Raw genomic sequence first — 26407 nt, forward strand, 5'->3', positions numbered from 1 at the left:
ATCAGCCCTCCACCACAGGTTTCGCAACGATCGGCGCGTCACCCATGGCTTCCTCGAGGTACTCGGTCGAATCGAGGAAGTCCGGGCGCTTGTGATCCTTGCCGCCCTGACCGCCCTGCGCGCCGTGCCCCATTCCCCCGCCCATCGGCATACCGCCACCCATGGGCATGCTACTGCCACCGGCCGCGATGCCGGCACGACCGCCGAAGGACGCGGAAGTCTCCGCGGTCGTGGCCGCGACCGCGGCGCGCGGGAAGAGCTTCTGGCTCGGTTCGCGCGTCGACGGGGTCAGCGGACCGCCGCCTCCTCCCCCGCCACCGCCGCCACCCTTGAGGGCCTTCTCGAGATTGCTCAGCGAGCCGGGCAGCGAGGACAGCGGCGAGATGGAGCTGGCGTCCTTCGCCTGCGAGAGCTGCGACGCTTGCGAGGCCTGCGAGGTGAGTCCGGACAGCGCGCTGCTCAGCTGCGAGAGACCGGAATCCGATGCGGACGAACCGGATTGGCTGGAACCGCCCTGACCGTTGTTGCTCGGATCGGTGCCGTTCTTGCCCGGATCCGTTCCGTTCTTACCAGGGTCGGTGCCGTTCTTGCCCGGGTCGGTGCCGTTCGGATCGGTCTTGCTGGGGTCCGTCTTGCTGGGGTCGGTTTTGCTGGGATCCGTCTTGTTCGGATCGGTTTTGGGCAGTTCCTGAAGAGCGTTGGACGGCAGCGTCGCCGCGCCGAACTTGTTCGGGTTCGTGGAGCCTCCGCCGCCGGTATTCGGATTCTGGCGGCTGCCTGGATCATCCAGCGACGGCAGCGGTGCGGTCGGATCGACCAGCTTCGGAATCGCGGTGCCCGCGTACTTGATTCCGGGGATGTACCACTTGGTGAACGCGGCGACGCCGTCGTTGATGATCTGCGTCTCCTCGTCTTTCCCGCGCCACTCCTCTTTCCACTCTTTGTACAGGTTGCTGAGCGTGTAGTTCAGGAAGCCCGAGGTGTACAGCAGGTTCTCGGAAATGCCGTGCAGGTCGATCCGAAAGTTGGCGGCCTGCATGTTGAATCGCTTGACCGCCGCTATCGCGCCGTCCGCGCCCTTACCGGTCCACTGCTTTTCGTCGTTGAGCCGCTCCAGGCGGCCGACGAGGGTTTCGAAGCTGCCGCCGATCCGATCGGCGATCGCATCCCAGGCGCCGCTCTTATCCGCGACCAACTGTGGATGGATGCCATGACCGATGTCCACGAACCACTTTCCGTCGTGGCTGCCCGGATCTTCGACGCCGATCACATCGGTGTAGCGGCCGGTCTTCGCATCGGCGACCGCTGCCATGTCACCGAGGCCGTTGTCGACGCCGGGGGTCGGCGGGCGATCGGTCCAGGCCGGCAGATCGGTCCGGCCCGGCTGCGGGAGAACGAGTCCGGGAGCGCCCTTGGTGGCCTCCTGCTTCAGTTTGACGAAGGCCAGCTCGGAATCCTGCGACTGCGCGTCATAGGTCTTGTCCGCGACGATCAGGGTGTCGCCCAGGGCATTCACGAGCGTGATGTAGTGGTCGAGGATTTCGTCGACGCGGCCGCCCTGGGCCGCGAATCGGTCGCGCAGGGTGAGGGCGGACTGCAACATATTGTTGTCGCTGAATCCGGTGTATTCGGTCAGCTGCTTCGTATGCTTCTTCGCCTCGCTGAGCGCGTACACGGCATCGGCGGCGAACTTGGCCGCCTCCTTCGCGGCGCCTGGTTCGAGTTGCAGTGTGCCGCCGCGCGCTAGCTTGGACAGCTCGGGCCAGGGGTTGTCCTCGTCGGCCACGTCTCACTCCTCACTCATATCTGTTCGAAGATAGGGCCTTCGGGTTCGACCTGTGAGGTCGAACCGAGATTCCTCACGAATGTCTCTGATGGAAACGCTGTTCGAAACCGGGTGTGTAGACCGATGGCGGAGTCGCGGATGTCGCGTACTCCACGACGCCGTCGTCCGCGACGTAGAACAGGGCGCGCTGCACCGAGATCTCGCCCTGCCCGGGGGGCGTGTGAACCAGCCAGCCGACCGGAAGTCGTTCCGCGCGTAGCTGATCCAGGGGGTAGCCGGTGGTGTCGACGGCATGGGTGTCGATGTAGCGCAGCACCTCGGCGATCGCGTCGGATTCGGGCAGGCGGCCGGGGCCGGTGCGGGCCACGCCCGACACCGTGAGCTGGTAGTTCGCGCCGTCCAGATCGGCTGTGTCACCGAATGTTTCGGAGAGGTGCTCGCGGGTCACGTCATTGCGTTCGGCCGCGTCCACGTAGTCGGTGACCGCACTGCGCAGCGAGTCCGACGGCTCGTCCGCGAGCAGACCGCAGATCACGTCCACGACCGTGGCGGCGGTCCACATTCCCGGGACCGCGGCGGCCAATTCGGCCGCGTGCGGGGATTCGCCGCGATACCAGCGACCGCGCTCCCACCAGTAGCAGAAGGTCAGCAGGCCACCACCGGCACGAGAGTTCAACACCGAGTTGGCGATCCACTCGGGAGCGCCCGCGTACAGGCGCGGGAGCGGTGTTCCGCCGTTATACGCGATATCGAGCTCCGGTGCGTTCCAGACGCCACCCGACAGCACCGCGCGACCACCCGGCAGGGCGTAGAGCGAGGAGCCCGACCGGCGCGACCCTTCGAACCAGCCGAAGGACGGCAGCACACGCGGGCCCCATTCCGAGCCGATCGCCACGAACGCGGCCGCGAGAGCCGACCATCGCGACCACAGCACCGGGAAATCCGGGAAATCGTCGTCGGAAGCCGTTGGCAGCACCGCGGATTCGCGGTCGGCGCGGGCGGCCGCGCCCGCTTGCTGCGGAGTGCGCACCTGTCTGTTGCCGTGACGGGCATAGGCCGCCAGCCAGGTCGGCAGGGTAGTACGCGGGTAGGCATCCAGGTCGGCGAGGTAGTCCTGTGCCGCGAAGAGTTGATCCGCGGGAAACGGCTCGTCGCCGTAGTCGTGGTCCACATCCAGCTCACCCTCGGAGGTGAGCGTGATCTCGAGCCGCCACCAGGGACCGTCACCGAGAGTCGCTGAGAGCGTGCGATGTTCGACCACCAGGTCGAGTGTCTCCGGAGACGGGACCCGTTGAGCCTGGCGGCCGGAGTCGTCGGAGTAGGTCAGGCGGGACAGCTGACCGGTGACCGTCATGGCGAATGCCGCGTGGACGCGGGTCCAGCCCTGCGGACCCTGGGACATGAGCTGTTGCGCGATGGCGTGCGCGAGCGAGCGAGCGCGGTCCGCGACGTCTACCGTGGCGGGCTCGGGCGCCCTGGCGCCCAGGCTGAAGCCGATATCGGGGGCGGATTCCTCTGCCGCGCCGGATGATTCGGCGGTCTCCACTCCGATCACAGGTGACAGGGAGTCGAATTCGAGGTCGACATCGGGGCCGGCGGCGCGCTCATCGGCGTTCGGCGGGCCCGATTGTGTGTCACCGGTGCGGTTTTCGCCGGTTCGGTGGGACACCTCGCCGGCTTCGTGGGACATGGTCACGCGTAATCGTCTCCTCGACGGTCACCCTGAGACGACACGAACCCCGGGCTGTCGGGGTCGTGCGCCGGAATCACTTGCCTTCGGACGATGAACGACGTTCGGCGATCGTGCGTTCGAGTTCCTCGCGCCAGCGCGCGGCATTGCTGCCGTCCAACTGACCGGCGAAGGATCGGCGAGCCGCATCGACCATGTCTTCCCTGGCTTCCGGACGGGCGCGGGCGATCGCCCACAGCGCATCCTGCGTCGGAGAGTCGAGGCCCGTCGAACTGCGGACGCCCTGCCCCTGGAGAGCGGCGGCCAGCGCGGCCTCGAAATTGTGCCGCAATTGCTCCTCGGTCGGACGGCCACTGCGCACGTCCATCCTCCTCGTCTGTCGAAAGCCAACTGTCAGCATCACATATCCGAGTCGACCACGCGGTTGCCGAAATGGAAAAAATCGGCGAACTCACATCGGTTCGTCAACCGAAGATGCCCGCGCGGCGTACCGGATCGGACAGCACATCCCGGATCAGCAAGCCCAGGTCGGCGTCCGGGGGGACCGTGCGATAGCGCACCTCGCACTGCGGAGTTCCGGCCACGTTGACCAGTAGTCGGGTGTAGCCCTGGTCGGTTCGCTCCCACCAGACATCGGCGCCGAGCCGATCCAGGGGAAGCAGCTGATCCGCGACTCTGAGAATCAACCCAGCCTGCTGATCACGGTAGAAGATCACCCGCAGGCCGTCCATCTCGTCGTAGATTCCGGCCAGCGCGCCTCCGCCGACCTGGGCGGAGGTCAGCGCGCCCGTCATGGGGTCGAGCATCGCGAACTCGCCGAAACCGGAGTGGGAGCGGACGTAGATGCCGCCGCCCGGGGTGTGGGCGGACGCGCGCGGGAATCGGTTGGGCCCGCGACCTCGGGCCGACTGGGCGGGCACAGCTGGTGGCGGGGATCCCATGGGCATGCCGCCGCCGGGGTAGCCAGAGCTCTGGGCTGTCGCGGGTGCGGCGGAATTCGGGACTTGGCCATTCGAGATATCTGGCGTGCCGGGGACCAAGGGCGAACCACCACCGGGGGCGGCGGGTGTGTTCGGGGCGTCACTGCCCGGCCCGTGAAGGGTGCCGGGCGAATCGTATTCGGGTTCGTTCCGGCCCGGTGAGACGTTCCGAGGGTCGGTCGGTCCCGGGGAACCGGCGCCGGGTTCCGCCCCCGGAGTGTGGTTTCCGGGCCGGTTCGAGCCGTCTCCCTCGTCGTTGAACCGGCGGGGTGCGCCATCGCCTGATGTACCGGGCGGGGTGCTCTCGGGCGTGCCCGGGTTGCGAGTGTGCGCACCGGAACCGTTCGAGTTGCTCTCGCCTCCAGGCAGATCCGGCAGGGGCGAGCTGCCGGGAGTTCCCGAGGTGTCGCCATTGCCGAGCCAGTCCGGGAGGTCCGGGAGCTGGGGCAACTCTGGAAGCCCGCCACTACCAGGCCATTCCGGCAGGGTAGGCAGGGTAGGCAGGGTCGGGAGCGACGGCAGATCGGGAGGCCACGTTCCGTTCGGCGGCGTCGGAATCCCCGGTGGCCATTGCGAACCCGGAGGAAGGGGTGGGACTGGAGGAATGGTCGGTAGCGGCGGAACCGTCGGATGTGGGGGCAGAGTCGGTAGCGGCGGAACCGGCGGTTGCGGAGGCGGAGTCGGCAACGACGGAACCGTCGGCTGCGGAGGCAGAGTCGGTAGCGACGGATGTGGGGGTGGAGTGGGCTGCGGCTGCGGCTGCGGCTGCGGCTGCGGCTGCGGCTGCGGCTGCGGCTGCGGCTGCGGCTGCGGCTGCGGAGGATTGTGGTCTTCCGGGGGAAGGGTCCATGGGTACGGCTGCTCGGAAGGCTCCGGAGTGTAATCCGGGAGATCCGCTTCGTACTCGTGCGGTACCCGCGGCAGGTGCGACCGCCAGTTCGGATTGTGCTGGTACTCAGGCTCATCCGAGTCACGATCACCGTCGTCGCCACGTCCGGGATCGTCCGAATCGGAACTGTGCGCCTCATCGGATACACCGACGTCCGCACCATCGTCATCGCCGGATTCGGTCCGGTGCAGCGGCGGGCCGCCCTCGCCGAGTCCAATCGGCTCCGTCGATTCGGCCGACTCGGTCGGTTCGATCGGCTCAGGCGGTTCAGTGGGCTCAGTCGGTTCGGTCGGTTCAGTCGGTTCGGTCGGTTCGGTCGGTTCGGTCGGTTCGGTCGGCTCAGTCCGCTCAGGCGAGTCGGTCTTCGGTCCATCAGGCAGCGACACATCTGCCGGATCGGCAAAGTCCGCCGGATCGGCGGGGTCTGCCAAATCTGCCCTGTCGGCGGCGTCTGCCGGGTCAGCAGAATCAGTCTGGTCGCCGGCGCGATCAGCCCGGTCTGGTGGGTCGGCAGGCTCGGTCGGACTACGGCGCGTGCCATCCGCGGTCCGATCGGCGGCCGTCGAATCGGTTGCTGCCGTTTCGGTCTCGGCAGGTGCCGTCTCGTCCGTCGGGATCGGCGACGTCGACGGGTCGGCCGACGAGCGAGGAACGGGGTCGGCGGCCGTGTCGGCCGACTCGCGAGAGACGGGGTCGGCGGCTGTATCGGCCGACCCGCGAGGAACGGGGTCGGCGGCCGTATCGGCTGGCTCGCGGGGAACGGGGTCGGCCGCTGTATCGGCCGGCTCGCGGGGGGCTTCGGAGGGGTGGGCGTGCGGTTCGGTGGTGGCGGAATGGGGAGTGGCCGGGGGGCGGTGGGGCGGGGTGGTCGGGGATGCCGGGGCGGGGGCTGTCGGCGGGTCGGGTGGGGTGAGGGTTCGGATGGTGATGGTGCCGTCGAGGGTGACCTCGACCTGGCGGTAGCGGACCGGAATGCCCTGGTCCGCAAGGGAAGCGCGGAGGTCGGGGCCGAGGATGGGGGTCGGATCGGACAGGTGGGTGACCACCACCACCGTCGGAGGGTTGTCGCGGAGACCGACGCCGGGGGCCAGGGCGCGGTCGGTTTCGCTGGACAGGACGTCCGTGGTCGCGAGGGCGTGAGCTTCACCCAGGGCGTCGGCGGCATCGGTGAGATGTGCGTAGTACTGGGCGAATTGGTTGAGGGCGTAGGCGCGTTGCGCGGACAATTCACCGGATCTGCGGGTCGCGGCGTCGCGCTCGTCGAAGTACCGGACCATCTCGCGCTTCGGAATATTGCCGCGCTGCATCACCTCTTCGATGCGCGCTGCCTCCGCATCCAGGGCCGCGGTGATCGCACGCTCCAGGTCTCTCGCCGAGCGCCCCTCGGGATCGACGCCTAGTGTGCGGGCCACATCGTCGAGGGCCGCGCGGCGCGCACCTGCCTGATCCGTGGAGTCGAGCGCCCGGGCCGCCAACTCCTCTACCCGCGCCCGCACCTGCGGGTCGGTGGGTACATGGGTCTCCGGTGAACCCGCCACGGTCCAGCCGTTCGGATCCGAGACGGCCTGCCGCGCAGGTTCACTCGTCTGCCGCGCGGGGTCGGCCGTCGCCTCCCGCGCCGATTCCGCTGCCGGTTCAGGATCGGCCGAATTCGACGGAAGCTGTTGCGGGGATGTGTCTTCTCGAGTATCGGCGGGAGCGTCTTCTCGAGTATCGGCGGGCGTGTGTTCTCGAGTATCAGCGGGAGTGTCGGACTTCGGTTCGGTGTCCTCCGAAGGCCGGGTGTTCGAAGTCGGGTCTTCCGTGCCGTCGTCAGCTCGGCGAGCGGATTGTTGCGTTGCGGTTCCGGGGTCTGAGTCGAGAGGAACACCGTTCTGATCGTCACTGCGCGGCATCTCGACAGTGGCATCGTCACCGCGCGGCAACTCGACAGTGCCATCGTCACTACGCGGCAACTCGACAGTGCCATCGTCACTACGCGGCAACTCGACAGTGCCATCGTCACTACGCGGCAACTCGACAGTGCCATCGTCACTACGCGGCAACTCGACGGTGGCATCGTCACTGCGCAATTCGACGGTATCGCTATCCGAATCTCCGTTACGGGGCAACTCGATCGTGGTTGCCTCCGGGTCGGCGCTGTGTGGCAATTCGACTGTCGTGTCAGGGTTTTCGGCCTGCGGCAGTTCGCGGGTGGGGGCGTCGCCGCGAGGGAGCTGGGGGGTGCCGCCGTCGGGGCCCGGGCGGGGCGGCAGCGCAGGGGTGGAGTCCGGACGCGGGGGAAGGACGTTGTGTTCGGGCAGCGGGGCGGGCTCGTATCTGATGCCCGCACGGTCGCCGGTCAAGGGTGGGCGTACGGCGTCCCAGTGGTAGCCGTCCGCGGCGGCGGCGTGGGCGTTCGCTTCGCGCCACGTGGCCGTGGGGTTGGCTCGCAAGTAGTTCGACTCAGCGAGCGCGTCCTGCAGGAGCAGGAGATCGGCGGGAAGGGGGTCACCCGTGCGGAGTCGGTTCCAGGCTTCGGCGACATCGGCGAGAGCATCGAGGGGACGGCGGCCGATCAGACCGGTCACCGGGTCCACTGACAGGTGCTGGTCGCGCATCAGGTGGTTCTTGATCTGTTCGAGTTCGGCGTGCGTGAACTCGGGTGGCAGCAGGGCATCGGCGGCGGCCTGGAGGCCGTCGGCCACGACCTCGGCGAGGGACGCGTTGTCGTAGATCTCCGCGCGGTCCAGCGCCTGGCGCAGATCGGCGGCCAGATCAAGGACATCGTCCGACAGCTGACCGCGTCGTTCACCGATGACGTCCGCGATCAGGTCGGCGGGATCGGCGTCGGGGTTGTCGGCCAACTGGTCACGCACGGTGTCGATGAAGTCCGAGATGCCGGTGTCGACTCGTTGCCGGTAGTTGTCGAGACCTGTTGCGATGGAGTCGATATCGCTATCGTCCGCGCGGAACCGGGCGTACTGCTCATCCGCCCACTGCTGGACGGCGGCCCAGCGGTCGGCCGCTTCCCGTTGGCGCTGTTTGTGTTCCGGGGTGCGATCACTGTCGTCGGCGTGCTCGACCGGATTCCACTCGCGAACCATGGGCTGAACTTCACCGGCGCGAGTACGGAACCAGGGGTGGCCCTTGAACGCCGGATGGATCTTGCCCGGGTTGTCGGGGTCGCCGAACCAGGTGAAGCCACTCAGTTTCGCGACTTCCAGCACGACGCGCATCAGATTCGACACCGCGCCCGCGTACGGCAGGTCGTAGTGCTCCATGCCCGGCGGAATGATCGGATCCCCACCCGGAATCTTCGGCAGCAGACCCTCGTTCACACCATGCTCACCCGGAGCGGGATCGACGAAGACATCCTCGACCGCGGCCTGCATCGGATCCGTGGCCCAGCCACTCACCCCCTCGGGCAGATCGCGCGGGGAGAACTTGCGCCGCTTGGCACCGTCCTGGACCTCATCCCAGTTGCCGCGGTTGAGCTCCCAATTGGGTCGTGTCGGGTCGACCGGATGCCAATTGCCCTCGGCGTCACGCCATCTGGTGAAGTCGAAACGATTCTGGCCGCCGCCGGGGAGGTGGCTGCGCAGGCGCTCCACCTCGGGAGCCGGGAGGTCTACGACCTCTCGGTTGCCTTCTCGGTCACCGCGCACCTGCTTGTACTCGATGCGCGTGGCCGGATCGACCATGGCCTGCGCCACATCGGGGGTGTTCCGGACGGCGTGGTCCAAGGCCGCGTCGTGATCCGCGCGCGGGTGGCCGATTTCATCACGCGGGCCGAACACGATGATCCGGCGCGGATCGCCGTCCACGATCGCGACACGATCGGTGACCATGCGCGCGCCCTCGGCCTCGGCGAGCTGACGGTAAGCCGCCGAGGCGCGCTCCATTTCGTCCTGGATGCGGCCGATCCGGTTGTGCGCCTCGTTGACATCGCGCGCCGCGTCCCGCAGGGCGGAGACGGCATCGGCGTCGTCGGGGAATCGGGCGTGCAGGTCGTCGACAGTGTCCTGAAGCCGTTCGGGGCTCAGGGCCGACTCGTCCACGACACCGTGCTCGTCCACGAGGCCCAGGCGGGTGGCGAGGTCGTCGCGCATGATGCGACGCGGTTTGATGCGCAGCAGTTCCTCCGCACGCTGCTGAGCCAGGCGGGTGTGCTCGGCCTGCAACTCCGCGGGCATCGGGCGGCCGACCACGTTTCCGGCGCGCTCCAAATCCGCAAGCTGACGGTCGATCACACCGATGTCGTCCTGGAGGTCGAAGACTCGTTCGGCGGCCTCGACGAGCTTGCGCAGCACTTCCTCGCGGCGGGTCCGCTCCTGCCGCCCGGCCGGTTCGCGCACGCTGTGGGCGGTTTCGTCACCGGCGGCGGCAAGCTCGATCCGCCGGGTTCCCAAACCTTCGAGCAGGCGAGATACGGTGCGCTCCAGGCGGTCCCGAGTCCCCGCCGCCTGCTCCGGATCACCGACGTCCGGGAGTCGCCCGATCCGGTCGTCTCGTTTGGCACGCCAGAACTCCAGCTCCCGCGCCATCTCCTTGCGCTGCTGCAGCAGTCGGTCGTACTCGGCCTGCGCGGCGGCGCGCGTCTCGGCTTCGCTCAGGGTGGGGGCGGGCGTCCCCTCCCCCGGCTGCTCCGAGGTCGGTTGGTGTGGCTGCTCGCGCAACTGCCGAGTCGGATCCTCCGAGCCGGGCATTTCGGCGGAGTCGGGATCCTGCGGTCGCCTGGTCGTCGGTTCGGCATTCGCCGGCCGCTCCGAATCAGATTGCCGCAGAGGTTGGGTGGGGTCATCCGAGCCGGATTGGCGCGCTGGCCGAGTCGGATCCTCGGAACCTGGCACGGTCTCCGGATCGTTCCGACCCGATCGCTGGGTTGGGGATTCCGGGGGCAGCTCTCCGTCAGAGGTGGGTTGGGGCAGGGGCCGGGTCGGGTCCTCCGAACCTGGCACAGTGTCGAGGCCGGGGGTTGTGGGGTGTTCCGGGGTGGCTTCAGCTGGGGTGGGCGGCTCGGTGGGGCCGACGGGGGGCTTGGTGGGGCCGCCCGATGGGGCATCGGGGGGTGGTGGGGTGCCGTCGGTGCCGGTCGAGGGGTCGGGATCCGGGCGGCCGCCCGCCATGTCCCACAGCCAGTCGGCGCGGTCCGCGGAGATGCGGGCTTCCCATTCGGCCATATCCGCTTGCAGGCGCGAGAACCTGGCATCGGGAGTGTCGGAGGGGTCGGCGTCGGCGATCTCGCGGAGCCAGGCGGCACGCTCGGCGTCCATGCGAGCGTTCCAGTCGGCCTGCTCGGCGTTCATGCGCTCGAACCAGTCGTCGGGGCCGTCCTGCCGCGTGATGGCGGATTCCGGTTCGGGCGAGGTGGTGTCGTCGAGCGGGGCGGTGTCCGGCAGCGGTTCTTCCGATTGCGCACGGGGAGTCGAGACGGTCTCGGGCTCGGTGGGCACCCGCGTGGTCGGGGTGTCCTCGCGAGTCTCGTGCGGGGCCGTGGGGACGTCCTCGCCGGTCTGTTGCGGGATCGTGCGGTCCTCGCGAGTCTCCTGCGGAGCCGCGCGTGAAATGTCCTCGCCGTCCGCGCTCAGCGGCGTGGTGGGGTCGGTGTGAGCGGGCTCTGCCTCGGTACGCGGCTGCGAGGCGGGCTGAGTCGTGGGCTCCTGCGGTCGGCCGCCCGCCTGCTCCCAGAGCCAGTCGGCGCGCTCGGCCGATACTCGCGCGTTCCACTCCGCCTGCTCGATCTGCATACGCAGGACCCAGGTGTCGGGGTCTCCGTCGGGCGAGTCCACGAGCTCCTCGCGCATCCAGGCGGCTCGCTCGGCGTCCATGCGAGCTTCCCAGTCGGCCTGCTCGGCACGCATGCGCTCGAACCAGTCGTCGGGGCCGTCGGCGGGCGGGGCGTCATCGGTGTCGCGCGGCGGCTGACCGGCCCCGTCGGAATCGAGGGGAGACGGCGGCCGCGTATCCGTTTGTCGCACAGCTGGATCCGGCCGCGACGCCGAATCCCCGGATCGAGGCAGCGGCGCGGCGTTGCTGTCCGAGCCGTCACCGTCGGGCGATTTCACGGTGGTACCGGCGGGAGCCTCGCCGCGAGGCAGCTCGACAGTCGTGCCGTCCGGATCGGAGGTACCCGGCGACTCCTGGACGGTCGTACCGCTCGGGTCCGGACTGCGCGGCAACTCCACCGTGCTGCCTTCGGGGTCCCCACTACGCGGCAGCTCGGCAGTGGTGCCCTGGGGATCCGTACCGCGTGGGAACTCGACCGTGGGGGCCTCCGGATCCGTGCCGCGCGGCAACTCCACGGTGGGGGCCTGCGGATCGGTACCACGTGGGAACTCGACCGTGCCGGCATCCGGGTCCGTGCCGCGCGGGGATTCGAGGGTGGGTGCGGGGCTCTGGGTGGTGTCGTCGGCGGTGGGTCTCGGGGGGAGGAAATTGTCTCCGGGGAGGGGGGCGGGCTCGTATTTGATGCCCGCACGATCGCCGGTCAGCGGTGGGCGCACCGCGTCCCAGTGGTAGCCGTCCGCGGCGGCGGCGTGGGCGTTCGCTTCACGCCACGTGGCCGTGGGGTTGGCTCGCAAGTAGTTCGACTCGGCCAGCGCGTCCTGCAGGAGCAGAAGATCGGCCGGGAGCGGATCGCCCGCGCGGAGTCGGTTCCAGGCTTCGGCGACATCGGCGAGAGCATCGAGCGGGCGGCGGCCGATCACGCCGGTCACCGGGTCGACCGACAGGAGCTGGTCGCGCATCAGGTGGTTCTTGATCTGCTCGAGTTCGGCGTGCGTGAACTCCGGAGGCAGCAGGGCGTCGGCGGCGGACTGGAGCCCGTCTGCGATGACGTCGGCCAGGGAGGCGTTGTCGTAGACCTCCGCGCGGTCCAGCGCCTGGCGCAGATCGGCGGCCAAATCCAGGACATCGTCGGACAATTGACCGCGGCGCTCCCCGATGACATCGGCGATCAGGTCGGCGGGATCGGCATCGGGGTTGTCGGCCAACTGGTCACGCACGGTGTCGATGAAATCCGAGATACCGGTGTCCACGCGACGGCGGTACGCGTCGAGACCTGTTGCGATGGAGTCGATATCGGTGTCATCGGCCCGGAATCCGGCGTACCGCTCATCCGCCCACCGCTGCACCTCGGCCCAGCGGTCGGCCGCCTCGCGCTGGCGCTGCTTGTGTTCGGGGCCGCGGTCGCTGTCGTCCGCGTGCTCGATCGGATTCCATTCGCGGACCATCGGTTGCGTTTCGCCCGAACGTTCGCGGAACCACGGGTGGCCTTTGAACGCCGGGTGGATCTTGCCCGGATTGTCGGGGTCACCGAACCAGGTGAAACCACTCAACTTCGCGACTTCCAGCACCACCCGCATGACGTTCGACACCGCACCGGCGTAGGGCAGGTCGTAATGCTCCATCCCCGGCGGAATGATCGGATCCCCACCCGGAATCTTCGGCAGCAGACCCTCGTTCACACCATGCTCACCCGGGGCCGGATCGACGAAGACATCCTCGACCGCGGCCTGCATCGGATCCGTGGCCCAGCCGCTGACGCCTTCGGGCAGATCTCGCGGGGAGAACTTGCGGCGCTTGGCACCGTCCTGGACCTCGTCCCAGTTGCCGCGGTTGAGCTCCCAGTTCGGGCGGGTGGGGTCGACGTGGTGCCAATTGCCCTCGGCGTCACGCCATCTGGTGGTATCGAAGCGGTTCTCACCGAGTCCAGGCATGCGAGCCCGCATGCGTTCGATCTCGGGAGCCGGCAGGCGCACCACTTCCCGATTGCCCTCGCGGTCGCCGCGCACCTGCTGGTATTCGACGCGCGTGGCCGGATCGACCATGGCCTGGGCGATTTCGGGAGTGTGGCGGATCGCGTGGTCCAAGGCGGCGTCGTGATCCGCGCGCGGGTGGCCGATTTCGTCACGCGGGCCGAACACGATGATCCGGCGCGGATCGCCCTCCACGATGGCTACGCGGTCGGTGACCATGCGCGCGCCCTCGGCCTCGGCGAGCTGACGGTAAGCCGCCGAGGCGCGCTCCATCTCGTCCTGGATGCGGCCGATCCGGTTGTGCGCCTCGTTGACATCGCGCGCCGCATCCCGCAGCGCGACAAGACCGTCGGCCTCGTCGGGGAACCGGAAACCCAAGGCGTCGATGAGGGCGTCCACGCGATCGGGACCCAGCGCCGCCTCGTCGACGACGCCACGCTCGTCGAGGACGCCGAAGCGGCTCGCGAGGTCGTCGCGCATGATGCGGCGCGGTTTGATGCGCAGCAGTTCCTCCGCACGCTGCTGCGCCAGGCGAGTGTGCTCGGCCCGCAACTCCGCGGGCATCGGGCGGCCGACCACGTTTCCGGCGCGCTCCAAATCCGCCAGCTGCCGGTCGATCACACCGATGTCGTCGCGGAAGCCCAGTACTCGTTCGGCGGCATCGACGAGTTTGCGCAGCGCTTCCTCGCGACGGGCTCGTTCCTGGGCACCGGCGGGTTCTCGTTCGCGGTGCGCGGTTTCGTCACCGGTACCGGCGATTTCGACGGTCCGGTTGCCCAGCTCGTCGACGAGTCGAAGAACTGTGCGCTCCAACCGATCCCGGGTTCCCAGGGCCTGCTCCGGATCGCCGACGTCGAGCAGACGATCGATTCGGTCATCTCGCTTGGCACGCCAGAACTCCAGCTCGCGCGCCAATTCCTTGCGCTGCTGCAAGAGCCGGTCGTACTCACCCTGCGCGAGCGCTCGCGCCTCGAGTTCCTCGGGCGTGGGTCTGTGCGCGAGATCCGCCGCGGGATCGTGGCCACCCTCCGAGCCGTCCGGGTCCGGTGCGGGAGCCACCTCGGATCCGGGACCGCGCGGTGGCTGACCGTCGCCCGCGCCGGAGGCTTCGGGCTCGGCGGCGGGATCACGCTGGGACCGGGGACCGTGTTCTGACGGATCACCCTCCCCGGGCGGGCCCGAACGTCGTTGCGCGGGAGCCGGTTCGGAGGTGTCCCCGTCGGAGTTCCGACGCTCGGCGGCGTGCGGGGTGTCGTCGTCCCAGACCGAATTGCCCTCGACCTCATCGGCGTACGCCCGTTCCAAAACATCGTTGAGGACCTTGGCGGGCTCGCCGGCATCATCACCGTTGAGCCGGACGTCGGTGAACGCCTCGGCCAGCGCTTCGGCCCGGTCGAGCTGACCGTGCTCGTCGAAGCTGTAGCCGGGCAGCTCGTCGAGCCAGGCGGAGAAGCCGTCCAGATCACCGCGAGTGTCCAGGTAGTGACGCTGGAGCGCGTCGAACGCCTCACCCTGTGCCCGGAGTTGGGCGCTGAAGTCGATGGCGTGTGCGAACTCGTGCACGATCGTCGAATAGTAGGGCCGCTCAGCGGATCCCGGCGCCAGATCGCCGTCGGACTCGTTGACGGCGATGCGGCGTGCGAACGCCTCCGGGTTGCGCGCGAAGCTCTCGTTCAGGGTGATCGAATCGCAGTACACCCGCCCGCCGGAGGTGGCGGGATCCGCCTCGGCGAAGACGCCCGGATCGTCGATCGGGCCGATGCGAACCGCCAGTAGATCCGTGTCGGGGAACTGCCGCAGCATGTCGTCGATGGCTCGGCCGAACTCGCGCAGCACCTCCACGTCGACGAGCGGATCGTCGAACCCGGTGACTTCGAGATCCCAGTCGTTCTGGAGCTTGTCGATGACCCCTTCACGGTCCAGCGCCGACCACTCGTCGTTCGCGCGCAGCGACCAATCCGGTTCCGGCGCGGCATGATGCGTGAGGTCGTCGGCGCCGTCGGTGCGGTCAATGTCGTCTGTGCCGTCGGTGCGGTGCGCGGTGGCGGGATCCTCGGGCTCGTTACCCGGAGCCTCCGACCTCCGCTGCGGCCCCGGGCTCTCCGCGGGGGGCTCCTGCGAGCGGGGCAGGGCCGAACGGCGATCGGGCGCGGACGCATCTTCCGGGCGCGTGTGCGGCGCAGCGCCTTCCACCGCCGCGGGGTCACGACCGGTGAATCGATCGGTCATGCGCTGGAACAGGCCACGTTTCTCCGGCTCCACGCCGACCGGGCGCGAACCGTCCAGCAGATTGGTGGCGATGCGCTCCAGCAGGCGTGCCGGGTCGGTATCGGTGAGATGGCCGTAGCGGGCGGCGATCGCATCGGACGGGCCACCGGCTCCGGTCGGCGGAGGCACCCGCCAGCCGCCCGAGCCGTCGCGCTCCAGCCACAGGTCCAGGCGCAGCGGGCCGGCCTCGAAACCCTTGAAACTGTATCGATCCCGGTTTCCGTGGTACCGGCTGTCGAGCGGACCACCGTCGCGCGGGGGCATCGGCAGTCGACGGGTCTGCAGATCGTGGGCCACGGCCGCCGGATGCGGGTGCGCGACGGCCGGATCGGACTCCGCCTGCCGATGGCCGACCTCCATGAAGCGTGGATTCAGTCCGGTGGGCACTTCCACGTGCATGCCCTCGCGACGTATCGAAAGACGCGGCTGCACAGTGTGATCGAACGCGTCCGGACCGAGTTGGCGCATCCACTCGTCGATGCCGACCGACACGCGCCCCTCGTCGCGGTAGCGCAGGTAGTGGGCGACCATCTCTCCCAGCGCGTCCTGATGGGTCGGGCGGCGCATCGGGCCTTCGGCCTCGTCGGCGTGGATGTCCTCCACCCGGAAGCCACCCGCACCGTCCGGAGTGAGCTGCCGGTAGGCGACCCGCTTCCACCTGTCCCACAGGGCATCTCGATAGCGCGGGTCCGACTCCCCCAGCTCCCGCAGGACGCGCATGTGCTCGCCGTCGGCGGCGTAGACGACCAGTCGGGTGCTCGACCCGGTGGTATCCGGTACGCGGATCACATTGTCGGAGAGCCTTTCCGCGCCCACCGGATAGCGACGCAGCTCCGCATCCGTGACACGGCGCAGGAATTCGTGCTCGTCGGTGGCGCGGTGCACGGGCGGTGGAGCATCGGGAACCTGGTCCGCGGGGGTACGCGGCGAATCGAAGCCGAGATGCGGATCTGTCGGATGTGGCTGTCCCCAGTGCGATTCGCCGATCTCGCCGAACGAGCGCACCACGTCGAAGGCGATTTCGGCATCGCGGAGTCCGGTCCGATCGAGATAGCGGCGCACGGCGTTCTCACCTGCGGCACGGGCGGATTCCGGCGTGGCGTCCGAGCGGCGCAGCGCCTTCTCGTGGGCGTCGGTGTAGGCGCGCTCGGCGGGACCGACCGAAATCGGGGTGCCGGACTCGCGAAGCATCCGCAGATGATCGATCTCGGTGAGGTAGTCGGCGGCGCGGCGGGCGTGCGACTCGGGCGTATCGCGCTCGGGGCGAGGGGTGCGCGGCGGGTCGTCGGAGCCCGTGATCCCGTGCGCCCGATCCCATTGCGCGGCATGGACGGCGGCGGGATCTCGACCCGCCACCCGCGGACCATCCGCGGCCAGGCGGGTGAGCACCTCACGCACACCGGCACGGTAGGCAGCTGCCTCCACCATCCGCTCGGTGGCGGCGTCGCTGCCGCGATAGGCGTCTCGGGCCGTCCGCAGAGCCTGTTCACGGGCACGCAGGAAGGAGCGTTCGAGCGGATCGGTCACCGCTCTCGGGGTCCGGCCGGGGTGTTCGCTCCGCACGAGATCGTGCTGATAGCCGAGGCTCAGGGCTTCGGCCTGCCGGGCCAGCATGGTGCGCACGTAGTCGTCGCGGGACATCGTGAAGCGCTCGGGCGGGCCTTCGACCCGAGCCAGGGCCTCGACCTGCGCGGCCGCGTTGACCAGTTCCGTGACGTGTTGCGACGGGGTCGAATCATCCGGCAGCACCAGGGTATTGGTGGCCGGATCGTAGCCGAGCAGGGCGCCGCGATCCGAGCGGCCGTCCGGAGTCCGGACGGTCTCGACACCCGGATCATCGCTGAAGCGGATATCGACACCGTGGCGATTGAGGGTCTCGACGGCCCAGCGGCTGATATCGGAACCGTTGTCGTAGCTCGCGGCCGTATGGCGCAGCATCGTCAGGTCATCGGCCAGGGCCTCATGGGCAGGCGGGCGCGACTCGTCAACCGGGGGCGGGAGATCGGGGCGGGTGTTCGGGGGCGCCTGGTAGCGGTCCGCGAGCGGATTCGGGCTGTCGTCGCCGGATGCGCCGCGGAATCGATCATCCGACAGCAGCGCGTCACGGCCGGCCTCGTGGGCAATGCGGCGGGCGTCGGCGTCGGTCAGCTCCGGATCGCGGGCGCGCGCCTCGCCCACGGCGGCATCGGCCGCGCGGCTGTAGTCCTGCTGGAGCGAGCGTTCGTAGGCCGCCTCGATCGGGTCCCGTAGCGAGCCGCCGTCCGGGTCGTAGCCCGCCTCGCGCAGTTCATTGACGAATTCGGTGTGCCGGGCCAGGGATTCGGCCGCGGTGTGCCGCGGATCTCCGGTGTGGGTCGCGTCGGCGTGCGGGCCCTCGAGGTGTGGCACCGCAGCCACGAGCGCTGCGGCCTGCGCCAATTCGTCACGGCCGTGGGTGTCGATGACCAGCTCGTTGCGCGCGGGATCGAAGGAATCGCCCGTCGGTGGCTCACCGTCGCTGTCCACCAGCCGGACCGACACATCGGCCGAGTTCAGCGCTTCCAACGCGACCCGGCCGGCCTCGGTGTGCGCCAGCACTTCCGCGATGGACGTCAAGCCCGGGTCCGGTGTTCGCGGGACCCAGAGTTCGGACGAGCTGTCGCGGAATGCGACATCGCGAACCGCGCTGTCCTGCTGCCTCGCCCGTCCGTCCGGTGATGGTTCCCGTTCGGCGCCCGCGGGTTCCAGGCGATCGTTCGGAATCTGTACCGGCGATTGATCGTGCGGCTGATTCGGCGCGGCATCGGACTCCGGATTGTGGGGAGTCGAGGGCTTCGTCTCCGCGGAGTGCTCTGTGCCGGAACTGTTTTGATCGGGGTCGGGAGCGGCTACGGAGTCGGGGCCGGACGGCAGGATTCGGGCGTCATCGGCGTGGGTGGCCAGAAGCCGGAAGAGGACCTGCGCCGGTACGGATGCGTCGTTCCCGTTGAGAATGACGTCGGTGAAGGCCTCCGCCAGTGCCTCGTAGCGTTCGAGCGGGCCACCGCCCTCCTCGAAGCTGTAGTTCGAGAGCTGCGACAGCCAGGTCAGGTAAGGGATCGTCTCGGCGGGACCGTATCGCGCCTCGTAATGATTCAGCAGGACATCGCCGAGATCGCCGTGCGCGTTCAGCTGACCGTTGAAGTCCAGGACATGGCCGAACTCGTGCACCAGGATCGAATACACCGGGCGGGGACCCGAATTCGGCACATGGAAGCCGACGGACTCGTCCTTCATCGCGAACGTCCGGAACAGGTCGGGGTACTTCGCCCAGTTGCTGCTCAGGAGAAGCTTCTCCGCGTAGACGCGGCCGTCGGCGGTCACGCCCGATGTCGTCTCGGCGTATGCGCCGTCGTTCTCCGTCGGGCCGATCTCCAGCACGCGCAGATCGAGGAAGCTGTACCGGGACATCATGTCGTCGACGACGCGGGCGAACTCGCGCAGCACCTCCGGGTGGACATCCGGGTTGTCGAAGCCGACGACGTCCTCGAAATGCCAGCGGTCCTTCAGCTCTTGGACAATCTCCTCGCGGTCCATCGTGGACCAGTCGTCGTCCGGGTGCGCGGACCACTCCTGATCGGGCGAAACCGGGTGATCGTCAGGGTTGATCGGTTGGTCGTCGTCGGTGTGGTTGTGCGTCCCGTCGGATGCGTCGTCGGACGACCAGTCTTGCCCGTCGAAGAACTCGGGTCCGGACGAGTCGCCGTCATGCGGCTCGGGGGTCGATGCTGCGGCATCCCGGTGGGTTTCGGCCGCAGGGGCGCGGTCGGGTCCGGTGACCCCTGGATCCGGGTCGCCGGCGCGCCACGATCCGTCCGGGCGGCGCTGCTGAGCGGGTTCGGGGCGGGTGGCATCCGTCCGCGTCGCATCCGCGGGCAGCGGCTCCGGACGAGTGGCCTCCGCGGGGAGCGGATCTCGGCGCGTCGCGTCTGAATCCGCGGTGTCCGAGCGGGTCTCGCGCGGATAGGAGTCGGTGGTGTCGGCGCGGGTCGGAGAGGCGTCGACAGGGGTGGGGGGCTCGGATGCGGGGAGGCGCTCGTGCTGGGCGGCGAGTTCGGTGAAGACCTCCGCCCGGAGTTCCTGGCGCAGCGCGTCGGCGCGAAGCCGGGCCAGGGCTGGGTCCAGGTTCTCGCGGTTGAGGTTCACGCCGAGGGCGTCGGCGCGTTCCACCCGGTCGGCGGCGAGGTCCAGACGGCGCTGGGCGGCTTCGCGGTAGAGGTCGGTGATCCGGGTTTCGGAGGAGGGGCTAGCCGCACCGTTGTTCACACCCTGCGTGTCCATCATGGAAACGGCTTCGGGGCCGAGGAGTTCGCGCACCAGGCGCAGGCCCGCGTCCTCGTCGGCCACACCTTCGAGGCCGAGCGGGAGTTCGCGACTGAACGGGATGCGGGCGTCTTCCTCGTTGTAGTTCTTGGCCACCTCCTCGAACCGGTCGATCTCGTCCTGGCGGGCGCGCAACTGTTCTCGGATGTCGGCGTCGGCGACGCGCAGTGAGGTGGGGCTGTAGTCGGGCAGCGGGACACCCAGAACCTCTGCCAGGCGCGACAATTCAGTCTCGATGCGACCACGCTCGGCGTCGCCGCGATCGGGGACGGCGATATCGGCGCGGGTGTCATCGCTGCGGGGCGTCTCGGGCGGCGGCAATTGTGCGTCGAGTTCGGCGAAGTGCTCGCGCAGGCGCTGCGGGATGTCGACGTCGGCGGCGAGGCGCGGGTCGGCCTCGGTCTCCCAGTACCGATTCTCCGAACCGTCGGGGTTGAGGGGGATCACGAAATCGTCCGGGCGCGGGGAGTTGATACCGCGCAGGAATTCGATGATGCGGCCGCGCTGACGGAACAGCTCGACGAGTTCCTTCAGGACCCGAACAGAGTTCGGAGCCGCGTGGTCGGAGTGGCCACCCGCCAATTCGATGACCGAGTTCACCGCCACCGACTGGCCCTGACCGTCGAGACCCGAGCCCGACGGATGTTTCAGGATCGGCTCGTGGCCCGCGCGCAAAAGGTCCACCAGACCGCGGATCTCGTCGCCGATCTGCCGCAGTCGTTCGCCCGCCCGCTCCAGGCGAGACGCGGGGCGCGGCTCCGGCTGGGCCGGGAGATCCGGCCGGGTGCCATCGGTTCGGGTCTGCTGCGCGACCGGCAGGTCGGTGCGGGTGCCGTCGACGCGGGTTTGTTCCGGCGTCGGCAGATCCGTGCGAGTGTCGTCGGTCCGGGTGCGTTCCGCCTCGGACACATCCGCGCGGGTGGTGTCGGCCGAAGTCGGTTCGAGTGCGGGAAGATCGGTGCGGGTGCCGTCGACGCGGGTCGCGTTCGGGTCGTCCGCGTTCCAGGTGCCGTCCGGGTTCCGGGGTGCGTCCGGTGGATGACCGTTCGAATCCGTCTGTGTCCGTGAATGATCCGCGTCGGGCTCCCACGAACCGTCGTGCTGACGCGACTGCTCCGGCGGACCATCGGACTGCCGGCTGCCGTCCTGGTGGCGCGACTGATCCGGGTGGTCGCCGTCGGACCGCCAGGTGCCGTCGGCCTGACGTGACTGCTCGGGCGGGGGCTCCGACTGCCATGTGCCATCAGGTCGGCGGGACTGGTCAGGTAGCGGATCGTGCTGTACCGCATCGGGTTCGGATGCGGGTGGAGCGTCGGGCTCCAGGGGTCGATCCAGGCCGGACAGAATTCGTTCCAGCTCGGCGACGCCCGCATCCATGCGACGGGACATCTCGTCCATACGCGCGATCGACTCGTCCAGCACATCGGACGCGCGATCGATCGCCTCGGACAGACCCGGCTCGCGGCCCTCGGCGATCGCGTCGAGGTTTCGGCTCACCATGCGGTCCAGGGCCGCGAAACCATCGTCGATGCGGCGCTGCAGCTCGGACAGCTGCGCTTCCGATTCTCGGATGACCGTGTTCGCGCGGTCGATGGACTCGGTCACCGTGTGCGGGGACTCCGACTGTGTGGCAGCAGGATCCGGGTGCGCCGCACCTTGATCCAACGGATGCCCGGCGTGGTCCGCGCCCTCCGGATCCGATGCGGCGGAGGAGACAGGCGGATCGCTCGGCGGCTTCCCGCCGCCGGCGCCGGACGACTCCGGCTGCGGGGCAGCGTCGTCCGATCCAGCCGGGGGCACTTCAGGGTTCTGTTCATCTCTTGTCGCATTCGGATCCCGGGTGGTCTCCGAGTCCCGAGTGGTGTCCGTATTCCTCGTCCGCTCCGGATCGCGTGTCGAATCCGGTTCGGGACGTAGGGTTTCCGTGTCCGCGGTAGGGCTGGCGTCCTCGCGGGTGGCCCCGGTATCCGGGCGCGTCGAGTCTGCGGGGCGCGGCTCCTCGCGGGTGGGCGGGGCGGTGTTCTCCGCGTCGGGGCGAGGTAGGGCGTTGTCGGGTCGGGTGGCGTGGGGATCGGGCGTGGCATCGGCCAAGGGGAGGACGGTTGCCTGGATGCCGAAGTGGCCTTCGCCTCGGGGTTGGACGGCGTCGATGTGAATGTCCAGGCCGTGGGCCAGGAGCATCATGGGGAGGCGGTCGCCGAGCGGGGACAGGTCGCCCAGGAAGAGGGCGGGGGTGCCCGCGGGCAGGACCAGCTCGAGGTGGTGGGTCATGTCCTGCATCGACGGGAATCCGCCGAGCATGGGGCGCAGGAACTCCGAGATGTGCTGGGTGGTGCCGACCAGATCGGTGGGCACGCCGTCGAACGGGTTCGAGCTCACCGGGTACGTCACCATGACCGGCTCGGCGAGCGGCTGCAGGTTCAGGGCGCTGTCGATGAGGTCCAGGGCGCGGGAGATCTCGGGAGTGGGTTCGGCGTCGCCGCGCAGGACCGCGTTGATATCGGCGGCGGTGGGTGCACCATCGGACCGAGTCGGATTCGAATCGTCACCGGGATCGCCGAGGAAGGCGCGCACGGCCGCGCGCTGCTCGTCGGTGAGGTCGTTGTGCGCGTCCGCCCAATTGTCCCGGCCGTAGGCATTCGCCTCGGCCAGATCGAGTCTGATCTCGTCGCCGGTGCGCTGGAAGCGAACGGGCTGGTGGCCGTGGCCGATTCGGACGCGCTCGTCCAGCATGACGCGCTGTTTGGTGGCCAGACGGTGAACCGGGTCGCCCTCGGGTTTGAACAGGATCGCGTGCGTGCCCTGGGTTTCGCGGGGCACGACGGGTGGATAGCCGTGGTCGAGCCCGGCTCCGGGGTCTTTGACCACGATCTCGCCGCCCTCGTTGACCAGGAGGTAGGCGTGTGCGCCGACACCGTAGGCGTCGGCGTCTCCGGCGTAGTGATCGACGACGAGGGCGGCCGAACCGGGGCCGAGCTGGCGGAGGCGATCGGCGATGGCGTCGTGATCGGAGTATTCGCGCAGCTGGCCGCCCGCGGCGGAAATCAGCTCGTCACGAGACAGGCCGGAGGCGCCGACGGTGCGCTCCGGGAGGCGGATCGACTCGTTCCCGGTGAGGTCGCGCAGCAGGCGCAGCGCGAGTTCGCCGCAGCGGCCGCGGGTGGAGCGATCGTCCGGGGCGTCCGAATCCGGTTGGCGCGCAGAGGTTCGCGAACCCTCATCGAGGGAACCCGGGTGGGGGGCGGCACCGTCGCCACGATCCGGTGCACCGGCTCTGCGGTTCGGGCCGTCCTCCGGATTGCGGGCGGCCGGGCGGGATTCGGGGGCGTCGGCGTCGACTCGGTCCGAGCGGCGACCTGACTCCGCGGGACGTCGTGCGCCGTCGTGCGGGTGCGTTCCGTCGGCCACGGGAATCGGCGCGAGCAGCAGGGCATCCGGATCGTCGCCGTGTGCGCGGGTGTCATCGTCGGATGGACGGCGTGAATCACTCTCGGGGCGAACAGGTTCGGAGTCGCCCTCGCGGGCCGGGCGAAGATTCGCAGGATCATCGGAGTCGCGTCGGGCGTGGGAATCATCCGGCCGCGAATCCTGCTGCTTCTCCGCGTCCTCGGAACGATCGGTCCGGTCACGAGAACCGTCGGACTCGGGCGACCTGTCGGGGCGGCCGTCGTCGGTATCCGGGCGCGCCTCCTGATCCGCGTCATGTCGCGTGTTGTCGTCACCGCGGGGCTGGGTCGGCTCACGCCCTGGCGAGCGATCCCCGGACCGGTCCTCCGATTCCGGGGATCTGTCACGCGAACCGTCGTCGGTATCACGGTGCGTGGGGGCATCCAGCTCACGCGGAGCGGAATCCTCACCGCGCGGCTGACTTCGGTCATTGTCGGGCGAATCCGAACGATCGCGTGAACCGGCGTCGGACTCCGGGGACCTGTCGTGCGAGGGGTTATCGGTATCACGGTGCGCGGGTGCGTCCGCATCGCGCGGAGCGGAATCATCGCTACGGGGCTGACTTCCGTCGCGCTCGGGTGAGTCCGAACGGTCGCGCGGGGCGTCGTCGGACTCCGGGGACCGGCCGTGCGAGGATTCGTCAGCATCGGAGCGCGTGGATGCGTCCGCGTCACGTGGAGCGGAATCATCGCTGCGCGGCTGACTTCCGTCACGCTCGGGCGAATCCGAACGGTCGCGTGAACCGGCGTCGGACTCCGGGGACCTGTCGCGCGAGGGGTCGTCGGTATCGCGGTGCGCGGGTGCGTCCGCGTCACGCGGAGCGGAATCATCGCTACGCGGCTGACTCGGGTCGCGCTCGGGTGAGTCCGAACGGTCGCGCGAGTCATTGTCCGGCTCCGGAGACGGATCACGCGAAGAGTCATCCCCCTCGGGGCGTGTGGGGGCGTCCGCATCGGGTGGAGCGGAATCATCGCTGCGCGGTCGGGACTGGTCAGAGGGGTTGTCCGACGACGGTGAGTCGTTGTCGGACTGGGGGTTTCGGGTGATGTCCGAGCGGTCTCGCGGAGTGCCGTCCGCCGCTGGGTGCGACGTCGTGTCGCGCGGGGTGGAATCTGGGCGAGGGTCGGTTCGGGGGGTGGCGTCCGCTGGGCGGGTGGTGGTGGCGTCGCCCGCACGGGTGGTGGTGCGTTGGTCAGGGGCCGATGAGCGGTCGTGGGTCGCGGGGGCGGCGTTCGGGTTGGAGCCGGCGTTCACGCCGGAGGTGGCACCGGGTGAGTTGGGGTTCGGGGCTCCGTCGACGGCCTGGTTGATTCCGGACAGGGGGGCCGGGGCCGCGCCCGCTCGGGGGGCGGCGCTCGAATTCGCCGCACCCGTGGTGGCGTTCTGGGCCGGACCGGACCCGGAGTTTGCGGCCGTGCTGGGGTTCGAGCCCGCGCCCGGGGCTCCGGCTGCCGGGGCAGCAGCGCTGGAGGTCGCGGGACTCGTTGCCGCTGCGGAGGATTGGGGGGAACCGGCGGGGGTCGTACTCGGCGATGCGCTGCCCGGTGCCGCACCGCTGGTCGGCGACGAACTTCCGCCTGGGGCTGAACTGCTCGCCGGAGCGGCGCTGCTTGCCGGAGCGGGGGCGGCAGCGGGGGCTGTGCTCGCCGGAGCCGTGTCCGCGACGGCGGCGGAGGGTTGCGAGGCGTCGGTACTCTGCGGGACTCCGGCACGGGAGCCCGGGTCAGCGGATGCGGTGGTGGCGCCGGTGGAATCGGAGGGCGGGGTGTGCGTATCGGAATGGGGGGACGACCCGTTCGCGCCGGGGTCCGATTGTGCACCGGGGTCGTTCGGCTTGGCGTCGTTGGCGGCGGGACGGCTGTTGTCAGCGACCGGGGCCACGTCGGAGGTGGGGCGGTTGTGGTCTTCGCCGCCGGCGTTGCGATCGGTTACGGGGTCCCGGGCGCCGGACTCGCCTGGATCGGCGGCGCTGGCGGGACGAGGAGTGCTGCCGTCCGCGTTGGACCCGGTGCCACTCCCGTTGTGAACGCTGCCGTTTTGCCCACTGCTGTTCTGACCACTGCCGTTCTGGCCATTACCGTTCTGTCCGTTGCCGGTTGAACCATCGCCGTTCTGACCGTTCCCCGTCGTACCGTTCTGTCCGTTCCCCGGTGACCCGTCACCGGTGTGGCCATTGCCCAGCTGCGGACCGGCGCCGTTCCCTCCCGGGTGGACTCCGGGGCCTTGACCGTCGAATTCCGGTGGGCGGAAACCGATTCCGGGGAGGTTGCGACCGCTTCCGCCCAGGCGAGAATCCCAGAAGGAATGCGCGCGGGCATGCTGGTCGCCGGACATCAGGCCGTTCGACATGCCCGCGGTGAGCATGCGCGGGTCGAACTGGGTATTGGCCAGGTTCTCCACGGCCTTGTCCCAGCCGTGCTGCATGACGTCGGCGGCGAACTGAGTTCCGGTGGCTGCGACGAAACCCGCTCCCGCACCCACGATTCCAGCACCGAGGCCGGTGATCCGAGCCGCCACCAGATGGTTGACCCCGGCATGGGCCAGCTTGTTGCCTGCCCACTCACCGAGCGGACCGGCCGCCGCGCCACCGGCCGCGGAGCTGACCACGGTGACGCCGACCTGGGTCCAGTTGACATCCTTGCGATGCCCCTGCGCCACCTGCCATTCCTGAATGCCGATCTCCTGCACCGTGCCCAGCAGGGTGTCGATGGCGACATGCTTGAGCAGGAACTTCACGAACGACGCACCGGCCATGCGCGCCACCCGCGCCAGGATCGCGTCCAGCGCTTCACGGCCGATGATGCGCACCGCGACCCGCGTGAACGCGATCGCCACGGCCTCCGCCGCCGGCGCGGTCGGCGGGAAAAGCCAGGCCGCGGCGATCTCACCCGCCAGCAGCGCCAGCGAGGAGTAGAACATCAGCTTGGTGTATTCGATCTCGGTGGCGACCCCGTCCGCCGATTCACCGATCTGATCGAAATACTTCGCCAGATCCGGCAGCGAGGTGCCCTCTCCCCCACCCTTTCCCGCCAGCGAATCGAAGGCCTTGGACATCTCCTCGATGCCCTTGCCGTCGGGATATGACGCCAGCGTCGCGTATTTGGCGTCGTCGATGGACGAGAGCAACCGGCGCAGACCATCGCCGCCGTCGCGCCAGTCCTGTGCCAGCGCCCTCATCTGGTCTTCGTTGCCGTCGGGCCATTCCATGCCGACGATCCAGCCCAGCCATTCGAGCGATCCGGGCAGTTCGATCATGTGCGGAGGTTC

General features: G+C 69.2%; 4 protein-coding genes. All 4 read right to left on the reverse strand.

From position 1 onward, the window contains the following. Nucleotide 1: 1 nt before the first annotated feature. The 4 genes from NJ1_RS18455 to NJ1_RS18470 all read right to left on the reverse strand — a co-directional run bounded on the left by NJ1_RS18455 (nucleotide 2) and on the right by NJ1_RS18470 (nucleotide 26395). A complete protein-coding gene (locus NJ1_RS18455; RefSeq protein ID WP_067695724.1) occupies nucleotides 2-1786 on the reverse strand; it encodes a hypothetical protein in 1785 nt (594 codons plus the stop codon). A 73-nt stretch (nucleotides 1787-1859) separates the two neighbouring features. Next, a complete protein-coding gene (locus NJ1_RS18460) occupies nucleotides 1860-3476 on the reverse strand; it encodes a hypothetical protein (protein WP_245717460.1) in 1617 nt (538 codons plus the stop codon). Between the two features lie 76 nt (nucleotides 3477-3552). Beyond that, nucleotides 3553-3837 (reverse strand): hypothetical protein, encoded by a 285-nt coding sequence (locus NJ1_RS18465; protein ID WP_067696072.1) that lies wholly within the window; start codon nucleotides 3835-3837, stop codon nucleotides 3553-3555. Between the two features lie 103 nt (nucleotides 3838-3940). Then, nucleotides 3941-26395 (reverse strand): WXG100-like domain-containing protein, encoded by a 22455-nt coding sequence (locus NJ1_RS18470; RefSeq protein WP_067695726.1) that lies wholly within the window; start codon nucleotides 26393-26395, stop codon nucleotides 3941-3943. Between the last annotated feature and the right edge of the window lie 12 nt (nucleotides 26396-26407).

Origin of the sequence: Nocardia jejuensis NBRC 103114, assembly GCF_001613145.1 — a bacterium.
Taxonomy (GTDB): Bacteria; Actinomycetota; Actinomycetes; order Mycobacteriales; family Mycobacteriaceae; genus Nocardia; species Nocardia jejuensis.

Excerpts from the sequence above, each read along its gene's own strand:
- NJ1_RS18460 (WP_245717460.1), bottom strand. The coding sequence starts at position 3,476 with ATGTCCCACGAAGCCGGCGAGGTGTCCCACCGAACCGGCGAAAACCGC.
- NJ1_RS18470 (WP_067695726.1), bottom strand. The coding sequence starts at position 26,395 with ATGATCGAACTGCCCGGATCGCTCGAATGGCTGGGCTGGATCGTCGGC.